This is a genomic window from Lentzea sp. NPDC054927 (assembly GCF_053610285.1).
Genome location: NZ_JBSGXZ010000005.1, coordinates 187,082 through 200,905, shown reverse-complemented (window position 1 = coordinate 200,905; position 13,824 = coordinate 187,082). Strand labels below are relative to the sequence as shown.

The 13,824-nt window shown below is 66.8% G+C and carries 18 protein-coding genes; 8 read left to right on the top strand and 10 right to left on the bottom strand.

Features of this window, described 5'->3' with window-relative positions; translation table 11 throughout:
• The first annotated feature begins 94 nt into the window (after window positions 1–94).
• From ACWGE0_RS10985 to ACWGE0_RS10970, 4 genes are read left to right on the top strand one after another with little or no spacing between them, the layout of a single operon-like run.
• Entirely contained in the window at window positions 95–319 is a 225-nt protein-coding gene (locus ACWGE0_RS10985) for a hypothetical protein (protein ID WP_452260713.1), read from the top strand.
• A gap of 41 nt (window positions 320–360) precedes the next feature.
• On the top strand, window positions 361–2,172 hold the full coding sequence (locus ACWGE0_RS10980) for a sensor histidine kinase (protein WP_452260712.1): 1,812 nt from the start codon (window positions 361–363) through the stop codon (window positions 2,170–2,172).
• A gap of 11 nt (window positions 2,173–2,183) precedes the next feature.
• Window positions 2,184–2,849 carry a response regulator transcription factor gene (locus ACWGE0_RS10975; RefSeq protein WP_319967854.1) on the top strand — a complete coding sequence of 222 codons (666 nt, stop codon included), beginning with the start codon at window positions 2,184–2,186 and terminating at the stop codon, window positions 2,847–2,849.
• A 51-nt stretch (window positions 2,850–2,900) separates the two neighbouring features.
• Window positions 2,901–3,446 carry a hypothetical protein gene (locus ACWGE0_RS10970; RefSeq protein WP_452260711.1) on the top strand — a complete coding sequence of 182 codons (546 nt, stop codon included), beginning with the start codon at window positions 2,901–2,903 and terminating at the stop codon, window positions 3,444–3,446.
• Between the two features lie 61 nt (window positions 3,447–3,507).
• Here ACWGE0_RS10970 and ACWGE0_RS10965 read toward each other — a convergent pair whose 3' ends face one another.
• The 3 genes from ACWGE0_RS10965 to ACWGE0_RS10955 are packed head-to-tail and all read right to left on the bottom strand — an operon-like array spanning window position 3,508 to window position 6,058.
• Window positions 3,508–4,317, bottom strand: coding sequence for a helix-turn-helix domain-containing protein (locus tag ACWGE0_RS10965; protein WP_452260710.1), 810 nt, complete (start codon window positions 4,315–4,317; stop codon window positions 3,508–3,510).
• A gap of 60 nt (window positions 4,318–4,377) precedes the next feature.
• Window positions 4,378–5,313, bottom strand: a complete 936-nt coding sequence (locus tag ACWGE0_RS10960) for an asparaginase (RefSeq protein WP_452260709.1) — start codon at window positions 5,311–5,313, stop codon at window positions 4,378–4,380.
• Between the two features lie 4 nt (window positions 5,314–5,317).
• Window positions 5,318–6,058, bottom strand: a complete 741-nt coding sequence (locus tag ACWGE0_RS10955; RefSeq protein ID WP_452260708.1) for a FadR/GntR family transcriptional regulator — start codon at window positions 6,056–6,058, stop codon at window positions 5,318–5,320.
• Between the two features lie 123 nt (window positions 6,059–6,181).
• Between ACWGE0_RS10955 and ACWGE0_RS10950 the strand changes: the two genes are divergently transcribed.
• Window positions 6,182–7,195, top strand: a complete 1,014-nt coding sequence (locus ACWGE0_RS10950; protein WP_452260707.1) for a hypothetical protein — start codon at window positions 6,182–6,184, stop codon at window positions 7,193–7,195.
• Here the strand turns inward: ACWGE0_RS10950 and ACWGE0_RS10945 are convergent, their stop codons facing one another.
• From ACWGE0_RS10945 to ACWGE0_RS10915, 7 genes are all read right to left on the bottom strand, one after another.
• A complete protein-coding gene (locus ACWGE0_RS10945; RefSeq protein ID WP_452260706.1) occupies window positions 7,196–7,843 on the bottom strand; it encodes a hypothetical protein in 648 nt (215 codons plus the stop codon).
• Window positions 7,844–7,932: 89 nt separating this feature from the next.
• A complete protein-coding gene (locus tag ACWGE0_RS10940; protein WP_452260705.1) occupies window positions 7,933–8,610 on the bottom strand; it encodes a polysaccharide lyase family 7 protein in 678 nt (225 codons plus the stop codon).
• A gap of 111 nt (window positions 8,611–8,721) precedes the next feature.
• On the bottom strand, window positions 8,722–9,285 hold the full coding sequence (locus tag ACWGE0_RS10935; protein ID WP_452260704.1) for a 1,2-dihydroxy-3-keto-5-methylthiopentene dioxygenase: 564 nt from the start codon (window positions 9,283–9,285) through the stop codon (window positions 8,722–8,724).
• Window positions 9,282–9,878 (bottom strand): methylthioribulose 1-phosphate dehydratase, encoded by a 597-nt coding sequence (gene mtnB / locus ACWGE0_RS10930; protein ID WP_452260703.1) that lies wholly within the window; start codon window positions 9,876–9,878, stop codon window positions 9,282–9,284. Before mtnB ends, ACWGE0_RS10935 begins: the two co-directional genes overlap by 4 nt.
• Window positions 9,875–10,531, bottom strand: a complete 657-nt coding sequence (gene mtnC, locus ACWGE0_RS10925; protein ID WP_452260702.1) for an acireductone synthase — start codon at window positions 10,529–10,531, stop codon at window positions 9,875–9,877. Before mtnC ends, mtnB begins: the two co-directional genes overlap by 4 nt.
• Window positions 10,528–11,529, bottom strand: a complete 1,002-nt coding sequence (locus ACWGE0_RS10920) for a s-methyl-5-thioribose-1-phosphate isomerase (protein ID WP_452260701.1) — start codon at window positions 11,527–11,529, stop codon at window positions 10,528–10,530. Before ACWGE0_RS10920 ends, mtnC begins: the two co-directional genes overlap by 4 nt.
• On the bottom strand, window positions 11,529–12,629 hold the full coding sequence (locus ACWGE0_RS10915) for an acyl-CoA dehydrogenase family protein (RefSeq protein WP_452260700.1): 1,101 nt from the start codon (window positions 12,627–12,629) through the stop codon (window positions 11,529–11,531). Before ACWGE0_RS10915 ends, ACWGE0_RS10920 begins: the two co-directional genes overlap by 1 nt.
• A 138-nt stretch (window positions 12,630–12,767) precedes the next feature.
• Between ACWGE0_RS10915 and ACWGE0_RS10910 the strand changes: the two genes are divergently transcribed.
• The 3 genes from ACWGE0_RS10910 to ACWGE0_RS10900 all read left to right on the top strand — a co-directional run bounded on the left by ACWGE0_RS10910 (window position 12,768) and on the right by ACWGE0_RS10900 (window position 13,672).
• Complete coding sequence (locus ACWGE0_RS10910) at window positions 12,768–12,971, top strand: cold-shock protein (RefSeq protein WP_045310287.1); 204 nt, start codon at window positions 12,768–12,770, stop codon at window positions 12,969–12,971.
• A gap of 229 nt (window positions 12,972–13,200) precedes the next feature.
• Window positions 13,201–13,413 carry a hypothetical protein gene (locus ACWGE0_RS10905; RefSeq protein ID WP_452260699.1) on the top strand — a complete coding sequence of 71 codons (213 nt, stop codon included), beginning with the start codon at window positions 13,201–13,203 and terminating at the stop codon, window positions 13,411–13,413.
• A gap of 22 nt (window positions 13,414–13,435) precedes the next feature.
• The gene (locus ACWGE0_RS10900; RefSeq protein ID WP_452260698.1) at window positions 13,436–13,672 is read left to right on the top strand and encodes a hypothetical protein; all 237 of its coding nucleotides are present in this window, start codon (window positions 13,436–13,438) and stop codon (window positions 13,670–13,672) included.
• Window positions 13,673–13,824 lie beyond the last annotated feature (152 nt).

The window sequence follows — 13,824 nt, the reverse complement described above, 5'->3', positions numbered from 1 at the left end:
ATCGTGGGCACTCGTGTATCCAGACGAGTGCCCACGACTCCTTCCAGACATGTCGAAGTCCGGGCAGAAAGTGGTACCGCCGTACTTTTCGCACATGTCCGACGAAGAGCTCCTGTCGTGGTACGCGGAGCTTCAGGCGCGGGCGATGAACCCGCAGTCTGGGGACGTCGATTTCGATCACGTCCACAAGGCTGCCGAGCCGGTGTCCGTTGAGGAGTTGCGTCATCGGATCATGACCTTCCAGGGTTGGCCGGGTGGCCTCTCCACGCTCGATGCCGGTTCGCCGTTTCACAACCTGTGGCACTGGCTCAGCGACTGACTCGGCGCGAGGTCAGCCTCGCCCGAGTCATTGGCGCGCTGGTGGCCGCTTGTGTGCTCTACGCCGTCGTGCACACAGCGGTCACCGGCGCTGTCTCACATCCGCGGAACTGGCTGGTCGCGTTCGCCTGCACCCTGCTCGGGGTGCGGGTGATCGGTCATGTCCGCAGGTCGGCCGTCGGGTGGTTGCTGCTGGCCATGGGCGTGTTCGGCGCGGTGGCCGTCGCGGTCGCCGGCCAGCCGGTCACGCACCCCGCCCGTTGGGTCGAGGCGTGGGTCTGGTGGCCCACCTACGCGCTGTTGCCTGCCGTGGCACTGGTTTTCCCCAACGGCAAACCGTTGAGCAACCGCTGGTGGATCGCCATCGGTGCGTCGTTGTTCAGCGCTCTCGCGGGCACCGTTGGGATCGCTTGGGCGTCGTGGGGCAATCCCGCTGACTTCTGGCAGATGCCCGGCGGTGGATTCGCCAAGACGATCACGCTGGTCGCTGTGCTGGCGGCTCTCGTCTCGGTGATCGCGGCGGTGGTGTCGTTGTTCATCCGGTGGCGACGGGCTGAAGGTGATGAGCGCCGTCTGCTCGTGTGGGCTGTCGCGCTGTTGGCGTTGGCTTTCGTGGCGACCGTTGTGGAGACGACGGACGGACACGTCGCGTGGGTCGTTGGTGTGCTTGCGTTTCCGGCTGCTGCTGTCATCGCCATCGTGCGGTACGGGTTGTACGACATCAGCCTGCTGATTCACCGGTCGTTGCTCTACGGCTCACTCACTGTCGTGCTGCTGCTGGTCTACCTGGGCGTGATGGTCGGGGCGGGCTCGCTGCTCACGAACGACACCGAGGTGATCGGCGTGGTCGCGGCGGGGCTGGTGTTCGCGCCGATTCGCAGCTGGTTGCAGCGCAAGCTCGACCGGTGGCTGTTCGGAGAGCGCAACGATCCTCATGCGGCGCTGTCGACGTTGAGCGAGAGGCTCGAACGGTCGCAGGACGTGCTGCCGACCGTCGCGCAGACCGTGGCCGAGTCGTTGAAGCTGCCGTACGTGGCGATTCGCGGTGGGTCGGTGCTGGCCGAGCACGGGCGTAGTCGTGGGTGGCCGCAGTTGCGCTTTCCCATGACCTATCGCGGTTCTCTGGTGGGCGACCTCGTCGTTGAGCCGCGTGCGCCTGACGAACGGTTGAGCGACCAAGAGCTGAGTCTGCTCGTTGACCTCGCACGCTCCACCGCACCTGCCGCGCAGTCCATCAAGCTGACCGCCGATCTGCAGCTCGCGCGCGAACGGCTCGTGCGTGCGCGCGAAGAAGAACGGCTGCGACTCCGGCGAGACCTGCACGACGGCGTCGGACCTGCGTTGGTCGGGATTCGGTTGCAGCTCAGGGCTTTGCGCCGGTCGCTGGGCGACGTGCTCGATCCTGTTCTGGGTGACGTGGACTCGACCGCGGGCGAGGTGCGCAGGCTCGTGGACGGGTTGCGACCGCCGATCCTCGACCAGGGTCTGGCGCTGGCCGTGCGAGATGAAGCCGCGCGGTTCAACGGTGACCTGCGCGTTCAGGTCGAGGCGGAGGAGATCGACGGACTGTCCGCCGCCGTCGAGGTCGCGGCCTACCGGATCGTCGCGGAGGCGTTGACCAACACCGCCCGCCACTCCGGCGCCTCTACGTGCGTGATCAGCGTTCGGGCCGATGGCGACCTGGTCGTGGAGATCGTCGACGACGGCCGCGGCGTGGCGGCGGACGCGAAGCCCGGTGTCGGCCTCGACTCGATGCGGGAACGCTGCGCGGAGCTGGGTGGATCGTGCACAGTGGGACCTGCGCAACCACACGGGACACGGGTGGTGGCGCGGATACCTCTGGAGGCCCAGTAGGTGGAGGCACAGTGACGCGCGTGGTGATCGCCGACGACCACCCGGTGTTCCGGCGCGGGCTGAAGGCGCTGCTGGACGGCGAGGACGGCCTGGAGGTCGTCGGCGACGCCGCGGACGGCCAGGAAGCCGTCTCCGTCGTCCTCGACCTCGAACCGGACGTCGTCGTGATGGACCTGCACATGCCCGTCCTGGGCGGCGTCGAGGCCGCGAAGCAGATCCTGGCGGCGTTGCCGACGTTGGGCGTCCTGGTCCTGACGATGCACGAGGACGACGAACTCGTGTTCGCCGCGATGAAGGCCGGCGCACGCGGCTACCTGGTCAAGACGACCGACGACGACGAGATCGTGCGCGCCGTACAGGCGATAGGCGCCGGCGAGGCGATCTTCAGCGCCACCATCGCGCAACGGATGATGGGCTACTTCACCGCCATCTCGTCGTCCAAGGCCGTGCTGTTCCCGCAGCTCACCGACCGCGAACGGGACGTGCTGGAGCTGATGGCGTCCGGCCTCGACAACACCTCGATCGCGCACAAACTGAGCCTGTCCAGCAAGACCGTCCGCAACCGCGTGTCCGAGATCTTCACCAAGCTCCAGGTGGCCGACCGCGCGCAAGCGATCGTGCGCGCCCGTGAAGCGGGGCTGGGAAGTCCCGGCCAACTCGGGACAACGGTCACCTGACGACGGGACTTCTCCCCCGATTGGATCGGCGCATCCGCCGAAGGGGGCCCAATGGACATCACCTGGGACGTCGCACACGCGCGGCTCAGCCACGAACGAATGCTGCACATCACTCAGGCGCTCATCTCGATGCGACCGGAGACCGTCACACTGGGCGGAGGAGAGCCTCTCAGCGTGCCGGGCCTGTTCGAGATCGTCGAGCAGTTCCGCGCCGCCGACATCGACGTGGTACTCCGCACGTCCGGCAAGTCACTGCACCCGTCAATGGTGCGCACCCTGCTGGTCTGCTGCGCACGCATCGAGGTGTGCGCCATGGCGTTCACCCACGCCATGCACGCACTGCACCTGCTGGATATCGGCGCCGCCAAACTCGACCAGCACGCCGTGTTCGGCCTCGACGCCACCGGCATCCGGCGCGGCTTCGACCGGCTCGAGGAGTTCTGCGCCACCACCGCGTTCGAGCTGCCGCGCCTCGGCTTCATCGCGTTCAGCGAGACGCTCGGCGCCGACCACGCTCAGTACCTGCAGTCGCTCGCGCCGCAGAGCGTGCGGGTGACCGTGGAGACCGCGAACACCTCGGTGGTCAGAGCGAGTTGATCAGGGCGCGCCAGGCAGGGGTGGAGAACGCGAGAACGTCACCACTCGCGTTCTTCGTGTCTTAGAGGCCGTTGATGTACTCCAACAGCTTGTGCCGCGACTGCTCTTCATCCAGGGCGACGGCATCCAGTCGCTGAAAGTGCCTCTTCGTCCGTGCGATCGCAACGGTGTCCTGCGCCCACAGCTGGAGCATGTCGGATTCGGTGTACACCACCGGCGCGGCTTTGCCGAACTCGAACAACGCCAACGAGGAGCGGAACGTGCTGATCTCCGCAGGCACGATCCGGAAGGTGTGCGTGCGGTGGAGAAGCCGCAGGTACTGCTCCTTCATGAGCTGGGCATCACCCAAGCGCGTTCGCAGGACGAGTTCGTGCACGTAGAACACGCACTCCGGGCGGTTCGGCCGCCTCATGATCGTCTGCCGTTCCATGCGCGCCTGAACGTGCCTCTCGATGTCGTCCGGCGCTTCGATGTGGGAGTCGATGAACAGCTCCCGTGCGTAACCCTCTGTCTGCAGGAGGCCGTGGACGTTCACGATCTCGAAGGAGAAGATCTTCTCTGCCATCGCTTCCGCCATCGCGAGTGTGCGCAGGTTGTCGATCCGCGGCGCGAAGTAGAGGTCGAAGGCGTTGTAGTAGCGGTCGCGGAACTCCTCGTAGTAGTGCAGGTCTTTGCCGCAGGTCGCCATGAACTGCACCAGATCGACCTCGGTGGCGCGCACCTTGCCGTGCTCGATGTTCGACACCTTGCTCGGATCCCAGCCGAGGTGGATCGCCATCGCACGGCCAGTGAACGAGGTGCACGACTCCCGCAACTGGCGCAGCTCGTCCCCGAGATACCGGCTGTAGGGGGTGGAAATGATCGCGGTCATACCCTTCGACGCTAGGGCTTGGAGGAAGTCCATGCATCGACTCGTCCGGGTGAAAACGGGCTAGAAAATGCCCCCGCGAGCTGCGAAAACTTCCCCAACAGGCTGCAACGCGCCGATAGCGAGCCGCAGCAGCACGCGTGCCTTACGAGGACACAGCCACCCGGCCATGACCGCACCGCGCTCGAGCAGATCCGACTCGGACCCGGTGAACCCGTAGGTGTTGCGGAACGTCGTACCCGCGCCCGTTCGCGTCGCCACCACCACCGGGAACCGCGCCCGCGAGATCGCCTCCGCCATGCCGGCCGACACGTGCCCGACGCCCGTTGCCGCGACGACGACTCCCTTGACGTTGAGCCAGTCGAGGATCGAGCCGTCATCGTCCAAAGTGGCCTCAATGAGCGGAACCGCCGGCGCGTCCAACGGCCGTGGCAACGCGGGAAGCTGGTGCGCGGGGTGGAAGTACTGCGGTGCGCCCTCGATGACGAGCCCCAGCGGGCCGGGGAACGACTCGAAGGCGTTCAGGAGGCTGCTGTGCGTCTTGCGAACCCAGCGGGAGGCGTGGATCTCGTCGTTCAACACGAGCAGTGCGCCGCGGCCGCAGGAGTTCGGGGCGGCGGCGACGGCGACAGCGGCGGCGAGGTTGGCCGGGCCGTCGGCGCCGGGGAGGCCGGGGTGCCGCATCGCGCCGGTGACGACGACGGGTTCCTCGTGCGGCCACAGGCAGTCGAAGAAGTACGCGGTCTCCTCGAGGGTGTCGGTGCCCTGGATGATCACGACGCCGGCGGCGCCCTCGGAGACCTGTTTGTCGGCCCAGTCGAAGGCTTCCAGCAGCGTGGTGAACGTGAGCGAGGCGCCGGGGATGGTCGCCAGGGTGGCGATCTCACCTACTTCGAGGCCCTGGACGAGGTCTTTCGCGCCCAGGGTCGGTGACACCGCTCCGGAACCGGTCATCGTGATCGTTCCGCCGAGCGATGCCACCGCCACCTGTGAGCTCATGGGCTCACTCTAGGACTGCCATGTGCGCGACGAGTGCTTCCTGGTGGGTCCTCAACGCGACGAGCAGCGCGTCGCGGTCGCCGTCGCACAGTGCGGTGACCACGGGCTCGTGCAGGGCGATCTGCTTCTCGAACTCGGCGCCCTGGAGCCAGTGCGGCAGTTCGCCAGCCGCTATCCACCGTTCGTACGCCTTGTTGACCACGGCCCCGTGCGCGCTCTGGAAGAGGCTTGTCAGGTACCGGTTCCCGGCCAGCCTGACGAGTTCGACGTGGAAGTTGGTGTCGGCGGCGATCCACTCCGGCGCACTGCTGCGAGCACTCCGCAGCCGTTCCAGCGCGGCTTCCAACGCGGTCGTGTCGACGGACGTCATGCACAGGATGTCGCTGGTCGCACCCTGTTCGAGCAGGTAGCGCAGCCGGATCAGCTCGTCCACCGAGTCCGGCTCCAGCATGATCCTCATCTGGAAGCTCTCGGTGACCACCGCGTCCGGCCTGCGCAGCACGAAAGCCCCTGCGCCCGGCCGGATGTCGATCAGGCCCTGGACGGCGAGACCGCGCAGCGCCTGGCTCACCGTGGGACGTGAGCTGCCGACCAGCTCGGCGAGCCGCCGTTCGCTGGGCAGGCGAGCACCTTCGGCGAGGTCGTTGTCGACGATGTAGTCGCGGACCTGCGCGGCCACCCGGTCGGCGATCCTGCTGACCGGCTCGATCTGGAACGCACGCGCCAAATCCTGCGAGTCCCCCACGACACCACCCTCATCCAGCCAAACTGGCCAATTGGCCTGACCAAAATCGTAGCGCATCTTGACAGTGTTCGAGTGATTGGCGCTAAATTGGCTATGCCACCTGACCAATTTGGAGGAAACACGATGAGCACCACCGACGAACCGGAGAACCTGTCGCGGCGCGGCCTGTTGCGCAGAGCGACTCTCGGCGGCGCCGCGCTCGCGACCACGTCTCTGCTGCCGTCCGGCCTGGCCGTCGCGAGCAGTGAGGTGCGGCAGGTTCCGGGCATCACCACCGTCATCGACACCTCGCACGCCACCCACGACGTGGCCGTGCGGTTCAGTGAGTACTTCCGCACCAAGAGCGCCAAGAACGTCGAAGGCCTGATGACGTTCTTCGCCAAGCAGCCGATGAACTACATCGACGCGATCCTGGGCTGGCCGTTCTACAGCTGGCAGGAGCTGCACGACCTGTTCGCCAAGTACATGCCGGAGTGGCCGAAGGACGGGACGTCCTCGCCCGTCCGGATCCTCGGCGACTCGACCAGTGCGGTCGTGTTCTTCACCAACAGCGTCAACCTGTTCGGGCCGTCGGAGATGCGCGCCGCCGGCGTGGTGAACTTCAACCGCGAAGGCAGGATCACCCGCTGGGTCGACTACTGGGACGGCCGCCACTTCGGCACCGACAACCTGAACAGGTCCCGCCTGCCCGCGGACCAGTTTCCCGAGGACTTCAAGGAATCCACGGTCGGCGAGACCGCGTCGAGCACGATCCGGCGCGTGGCCGGCAGGCTGAACACCGCGCTGCGCAACGGTGACGGACCCGCGGCGGCCGCGTTGTTCGCGAGCGACGCCGTGTTCGAGGACGTGACCGCTCATCTGCAGATCGTCGGGCCACGCAGCATCGGCGCCTACGTCACCAGCGCCGCCGGAGTCCTGCCCTACCTCGGCAACGACGTCGCCGTGCGGCACGTCGTGGGCAGCTCCGCCGGCGGCGGTTACGAATGGACCGCCGCCGGCAAGGCTGTTCCTCGTGGCCTCAACGCCCTGGAGCTCGACAGCCACGGCAAGATCACTCGCCTCACCGCCGTGTGGGACGGGACGCTGGTCACCGACCAGAGCCTGATCTCACTGGCGCAGAAGGCGATCGAGCACTGATCACTGACGCCAGTAGGTGATGTTGCGGAAACGGGCCTCCGCGCGGCCGCTGCCGTGGTGGTAGACGCCGTTCTTGAAGTGGCGGGTGGCCTTGCCGCGGTCGGACACCGTCGCCTTCAGCACTCCGTTGGCGTAGACCTTGATCTTGCCGGTACCGCCGGCGACGGCGGAGTGCTCGACACGGATGCGGACCCAGGTGTTGTAGATGTTCTGGGCGATGACCGTGCTCGTGTAGTACCGGAGCGTGCCGCCGTTGGCGTTGGTGGCGTTGAGCATGAAGTCGGTGGCCGGTGTGCCCGGGTCGCCGCCGCGCACGCGCAGGATCTGCATGACGGTGGGGCCGTTGACGCCGCTGGGAACGAAGATCTCGCCCTGCCAGGCGTGCTGGCCGCTGGTGTACTCCTGTTCCCAGCGCATTTCGGTGCGCGGGTCGGTGCTGCTGCCTTCACTCATTGGCTCGTCGGTGTCGTAGACCCACATCGAGTGAACGCCGCCTTCGAACTTGTAGCGGGCGCTTTGCGGGAGGTTCCACGGCTTCTGGATCTTGTAGGTGAACGGCGTCTGCGTCCAGGCCGGTGCCGCGTGGGCGGGCGTCGCGAGCAGGGCGACGGCGGGCAGGGCGAACAGGGAACGACGGGGCAGGGTCACTGGGGCCTCCGGCCTCGGTTAGTGGTCTGGACCAGAATCACCACACCGAGGCCGGGCACCGCAACGCTTGGACTACACCGAAATTCCGATCACTGGCGCCAGTAGGTGATGTTGCGGAAACGGGCCTCCGCGCGGCCGCTGCCGTGGTGGTAGACGCCGTTCTTGAAGTACCGCGTCGCCGGGCCTTCGTCGGCGTGCGTCAGTTTCAGCGCACCGTTGTAATAGACCTTCACGGTGCCTCGGCCGCCCGCGACCGCGGTGTGTTCGACGCGGATCTTGAACCACTTGTTGTAGATGCCGGTCGCGATGACCTGGTTGCTGTCCTTGCGCAGGCTGCCGCCGTTGACGTTGGCGACGTTGAGCATCACGTCGGTGGCGCGGGTGCCGTCCGGGCGGCTGCCGCGCAGGATCTGCACGACGGTCGGACCGCTGACGCCGGCAGGGATGTAGATCTCGCCCTCCCAGGCGCGCTGGCCGCTGGAGTACTCCTGGTTGAAGCGCATCTCGGTGCGCGGATCCGTTGGGCTGCCTTGGGTGTGGGGCTGGTCGTAGTCGTAGACCCACATCGTGTGCACGCCGCCGGAGAACGTGTACCTGGAGCTCAGCGCCAGGTTGTACGGCTTCTGCATCGTGTAGGTGTAGGGCGCCGAGGTCCATTGCGCGGACGGCGGCTGAGCGAGGGCCTGAGCCGCCGGGGCCACGAGCAGGGGCGCGGTCAGCGCGAGGGCGAGCATGGAGCGTCGTGTGTGGAGAGCAGGGGTTTCCACGTTGAATCCCTCCGACCTTCGATAAGTGGTCTGTACCACTGTGAGGTCAGAAGACGGAGGGAATCAATACTTCGTTCAGTTTCCGGAACAATGTTCAGATAGCTGAACTTTTCACATTCCTGAACGCAGCTCGTCGAAGGTCGGGAACTTCGTCGCGATGTCGCTGCCGGTGAAGTTTCCGATCCAGCCGTCGTCGTCGTGGAAGAACCTGATCGACACGTAGTCCGGGGTCGTGCCCATGTCGAACCAGTGCGTCGTGTTCGCCGGAACGCTCAGCAGGTCGCCCGCCGTGCAGAACACGCCGTAGACCTTGTCGCCGATGTGCAGGTAGAAAACCCCTGCGCCACGGGCGAAGTAGCGGTCCTCGTCGTCGTCGTGGGTGTGCTCGGCGAGGAACTTGTTGCGGAACTCGACGGCCTTCGCGCGGTACTCGTCGGTGTCCGCCGGGGTCATCTCCATCGCGTCGACGTAGGTGTAACCCTCCGTCTCACTGACGCGGGCGACGTCCTTTTCGTAGATCTGCAAGGCGTTCTCGGCCGTGACACCGTCCACAACGGACCACCGGTGGAACCGCACGCCGTGCTCCTTGAGCGCGGTGGCGATCTCCTCGGCGTCAGTGGTGCGCAGGACGGTCTTCTCGGGGCCGGAGTCCGGCCACACCGTCAGCAGCGTCATGAGTGCCTCCCCGTAAAGATGTCTCGCGTCTCCACCTTGAAGCGCAGCAACCACTCCAGGCATTCCAGGCGGTGCCGGGCCTGGACGAGGTCGTCGCCCCACACGTACACGCCGTGCCGTGCGACGAGCAGCGCCGGAACCTTCGGGTCGAAGCCCTTTTCGAAGGCGTTGCCCAGTTCGAGCATGTCCTGCGAGTTCTTCACGACCGGGATCACGACTTCTTCGTGGTCGTACCGGCCGAATCCCTTGAGCATTTCGAGGTCTTTGAGCACGACGCCGTCCGGCCAGTGCTCGGCCGCGACGACCGGTGCCAGCGCGTGGACGTGCACGACCGCGCCCGCCCCTGCGACTCGCGCGATCCTGGCGTGCAGACCGGCTTCGGCGGACGGGATCTTCGGCGAGTCGACAGCGTTGCCGTCGACGTCGATGATCACGCTGTCCTCAGCGGTGATCTCGCCCTTGTCGACGCCGCTGACCGTGACCGCGAGCCGCAGCGGATCACGTTGCAGGACAACGGAAAGGTTGCCGCTCGTGCCGCGCATCCAGCCCATCTGGGCGTAGCGCGCGCACTCGCGGGCGAGCTCTGCCGTCACGAGAGTTCCCAGACCGTCGGGTGGGGCGTGAAGTCGGCGTTGCCGTACGGCTCACCGGCGCGCGCGACGCCGACCGTCTTCCAGCCCGCCTCCTGCGCGGCGTGCAGCTCGGCCGGAACGTCGCTGTAGAAGGTGATGTCGTCGGACCGCAGCGTTTCCGCGATCTTGTGGTACGACGCGGCTTCACGCTTCGGCCCGGCGTTCACGGTGTCGAAGTGGTGCTCCAGCAACGGGGTCAGGTCGCCGTCGGTGGTGTGCCGGAAGAACGCGATCTGGCCGGCCACAGAGCCGGAGCTGAAGATCGCGAGCTTCACGCCGTCGTCGTGCCACTTGCGCAGGGCGGGGACGACGTCCGGGAAGAACTCCGCGACGAGGTCGCCCTGCGCGTAGCCCTGCTGCCAGATGAGGCCCTGCAACGTCTTGAGGGGCGTGACCTTCTGGTCGGCGTCCATCCAGTCGTGCAGCGCTTTGACAACGTCGTCGTGGCCGCTGAGTTCCTTGATCTGCTTCACCGCGTCGGCGACCACCGGGTCGTCACCGTGCTGCTCGATCCACGGCCCGAGCCGCGGGCGGGCGTAGTCGTAGAGGACGACCAGCACCTGGTCCGTCGCGCTCAGCGTGCCCTCGATGTCGAGCACGACCCACTTGCTCACCGCTGTTCTCCCTCGTAGTACTTGTCCAGCTCCCCGGCGCCGTAGACACCCCGGTCGGTCACCACGTCCGTCACGAACCGCGGCGGCGTCACGTCGAACGCCGGGTACAGCCCTTTCACCCTCGGCGTGGCACTGGGCCTGCCGAGCACGTGCAGCACTTCCGCGCCGTCGCGGTACTCGATCTCCACGTGTTGCGTCGTGGGCGCCTGCAGATCGGGTGCCTGCACCTGGGCGTGGAACGGTACGCCGAACGCATGAGCGGCCACGGCCAGCCCCAGTGTGCCGACCTTGTTGACGACGTGCCCGTCCATGGTGACCCTGTCGGCCGCCGTGACCAATGCGTCGATCTCACCGCTTTGCAGAACCGCGGCGCCCATGCCGTCCGTGATGAGCGTGGTGTCGACGCCCATCTCGATCAACGTTTCCGCGGTGAGCCGGGCTCCTTGCAGGTAGGGCCGGGTTTCCGTGCAGAAGAACCGCAGGGTCTTGTTCTGGGCCTGGGCTGCTCTGACCGTTTCGGTCAGGTAGAGGTCGGCCCAGCAGTGGGTCATCACCGTGGCGTTGTCGTGCAACAGGTTCGCGGTGTGCTCGCCCAACGCCTGACTCTTGGCGCGGTACCTGCGGTCGCCTTCTCGGGCGCCTTCGAGTGCCTTGGTGATGTCCTGGGCGTTGTCGACCGTTTCGAGGACGATCTTGGTGGCCTTGCGCAGGGCGTTGTTGGTGCGCCTGGTGTTCTCGAGCATGTGCGCGGTGGTCGCGAGTTCCGCGCGAGCCTGTTCGTACGGCAGGTGCTCGAGGGTGCGGGCCTTGAGCACCATGCCGTAGAGGACCGCGAAGTACGGGCCAGAGGACTGGGTGACCATGTCCTCGATCGCCCGCGCGACGTCTTCGGCCGTGCGGCACAGCACCCAGTTGCGTTCGAACGGGAACTGGCGGCGGTCGAGGATCAGCACGCCGTCGTCGGTGAGCCGCACCGAGTCGGCGAGCACCGGCTGCATCAGCTGTACCCGGTGTAGGCGGGGCGCGCGCCGGTCAGGAAGTGCTCGCCGACCTCGCGGGCCTTGTAGACGACCGGATCGTGCAGCGTGAGCGTGCGGGCGTTGCGCCAGAAGCGGTCCACGGCGTACTTGCCGGCCGTTCCGCGCGCGCCGATCTGCTCGAAGATGCGGCTGGTGACGTCGTTGACGAGCTTGGTGCTGACGACCTTGGCCTCGGAGATGGTGACGGCGACCTCGCCGCGCTTGGCGGGCGTGAGGTGCCGGCCGAGTTCGGTGGCTTCGTGGAGCTGCCTCGCGGCCTCGTCCGCGAGCAGCCCGGCGGCCTTCGTCTGCGCGACCATCTCGCCGTACGCGACGACGATGTACGGGTCGTCCGTGGCCTGCTCGACGCCGCTGACGAACCACGGGCGGGTCTTCGTGCGGGTGTAGTCGGCGGCTTCCTGGAGCGCGCCTTCCGCGAGCGCGACGTAGACCTGGGCGAGCACGAGCTGGAACCCGATCGCGGCGAGGCTCAGCCGCGGGTCCTCGTTCGCCGGCTGCACCCCGAGGATCTCGGTCACCTCGACGTTCTCGAACTGCACGCCACCCGACGCGGTGAGGCGCTGGCCGATGTTGTCCCAGTCGTCCAGGTAGGTGATTCCGTCCGCTTTGCCGTCGAGCAGAAATGTGAGCTTCTCGCCGTTGTCGGTGCGGGTCGCGCTGACCACGATCCGGTCGGCCACGCTCGCCCCGGTGGCGAACGTCTTGCGGCCGTTGAGGACGAATCCGCCGTTGACGGGCGTCAGTTCGAGCGCCGCGTCGAGCGGGTTGCTGACACCTGCCCAGAACTGGTCGGGCGACTTGCTGAACTGGGCGTCGAACAGGCCGCTGCGCCAGATCTGCAGGTAGTGATACCCGAGGAGGTGACCCACGTTGGCGTCGGCGGCCCCGACGATCCGGTTGACGCGCTGCTGGTCGGCCCAGTCGCTGACGTTCAGCAGGCCGCTCTGTCGGAGCAGTTCCACCTCTTTGGTGGGAGGCTGGTTGGCCCGATCCCGGTCCGCCGCGTCGGACCTGAGCGTCGCCGCCACTTCGTGCGCGACGGCCAGCCAGTTGCTCATCCCTGCTCCTCTCGGTGGTACCCGGTTCAACTTACTTCGTCACCCCACCGGGCTAACCACGATGTGAGAGAGACCCGCGACTGGCAGACTGCCCGCGCACCCCCGCGCGACGGGGGACGAACTTAGGGAGCAATTCGTATGGCGCAGGGCACCGTGAAGTGGTTCAACGGCGAGAAGGGCTTCGGATTCATCGCGCAGGACGGCGGCGGTCCGGACGTTTTCGTGCACTACTCGCAGATCGAGGGCAACGGCTTCAAGTCGCTGGAAGAGCAGCAGCGCGTGGAGTTCGAGATCGGCCAGGGTCAGAAGGGACCGCAGGCACAGGCTGTTCGCGCCATCTGATTTGAGCTTCTCGGGGCCCGCTCGGTCTTAGTACCGGGCGGGCTTCTTTTGCGCCCAGACGGATTTGGCGGCGGCTTCTCCCCCCGTGGCTCCGAGCCCTGAAAGCGCCCCTGAACTGGGCTTCCGAAAACTGTCAGACCTGTCTGTCATCGTGGTCACATCGCTCGTTTGGAGACTCACGATGATCGAAAGGCTGGTAGTGCCGTGCACTCTCTCGCTTCGTTCCGCGGTGAACGCTCAGGTAACCCAACTCGCCCGGTGGACCTGGCGGCACCAGCGGGACGTGAACCTCGAGGTGAACCGCCAGATCGGCGTCCGCACCCGCCGGACGGCCACCGACGAGCAGCTCGCGGCCGCGCTGCGGTACGTGCGGGAGCGGCTGAAGGAAGCCGTGTCCCAGGCGGGTGGGGAACGCGGTGATGGCGCGGTCCGACCCACTTGAGTTGCGGAGTTCTTTGAACAAGATGGCTTTCGTCCTGGCCAAGGCGACCAGCCGTCATCCGGGCTCGGTCAACAAGGAGCTGAACGACGTGATGGGTGTCGATCGCCGCGCTGAAGCGTCCAAGGACCAGCTGCGGGAAGCGCTGAAGTACGCCGGCGACCGGCTGCGCGCCTTGGGGAAGCAGCGAAACGAAGCGAATCCACGCGGTCCCGCCGCCGAGGAGGCCGACTTCGCCTCGGGTGGCGATCCGCCGTTCTGAACGAAGCCGGCGCCGCGGCCCGTCGACCGCGACGCCTGCGCTTCCGCCGCGGGAACGGACGGAGCGAACGTGGCAACCGAGGGAGTCGAACCCTGCGCGGCTTGTGAAGGCGGCGCCCGGATACCGGCCCTAACCCTTCGGTTGGGCGACGG

What these genes read in the sequence shown, in the direction of transcription:
- ACWGE0_RS10970 (WP_452260711.1), top strand. Translation starts at nt 2,901, where the DNA reads ATGGACATCACCTGGGACGTCGCACACGCGCGGCTCAGCCACGAACGA.
- ACWGE0_RS10950 (WP_452260707.1), top strand. Translation starts at nt 6,182, where the DNA reads ATGAGCACCACCGACGAACCGGAGAACCTGTCGCGGCGCGGCCTGTTG.
- ACWGE0_RS10910 (WP_045310287.1), top strand. Translation starts at nt 12,768, where the DNA reads ATGGCGCAGGGCACCGTGAAGTGGTTCAACGGCGAGAAGGGCTTCGGA.
- ACWGE0_RS10920 (WP_452260701.1), bottom strand. Translation starts at nt 11,529, where the DNA reads ATGCAGCCGGTGCTCGCCGACTCGGTGCGGCTCACCGACGACGGCGTG.
- ACWGE0_RS10960 (WP_452260709.1), bottom strand. Translation starts at nt 5,313, where the DNA reads ATGAGCTCACAGGTGGCGGTGGCATCGCTCGGCGGAACGATCACGATG.
- ACWGE0_RS10985 (WP_452260713.1), top strand. Translation starts at nt 95, where the DNA reads ATGTCCGACGAAGAGCTCCTGTCGTGGTACGCGGAGCTTCAGGCGCGG.
- ACWGE0_RS10935 (WP_452260704.1), bottom strand. Translation starts at nt 9,285, where the DNA reads ATGACGCTGCTGACGGTGTGGCCGGACTCCGGCCCCGAGAAGACCGTC.
- ACWGE0_RS10915 (WP_452260700.1), bottom strand. Translation starts at nt 12,629, where the DNA reads ATGAGCAACTGGCTGGCCGTCGCGCACGAAGTGGCGGCGACGCTCAGG.
- ACWGE0_RS10965 (WP_452260710.1), bottom strand. Translation starts at nt 4,317, where the DNA reads ATGACCGCGATCATTTCCACCCCCTACAGCCGGTATCTCGGGGACGAG.
- ACWGE0_RS10900 (WP_452260698.1), top strand. Translation starts at nt 13,436, where the DNA reads ATGGCTTTCGTCCTGGCCAAGGCGACCAGCCGTCATCCGGGCTCGGTC.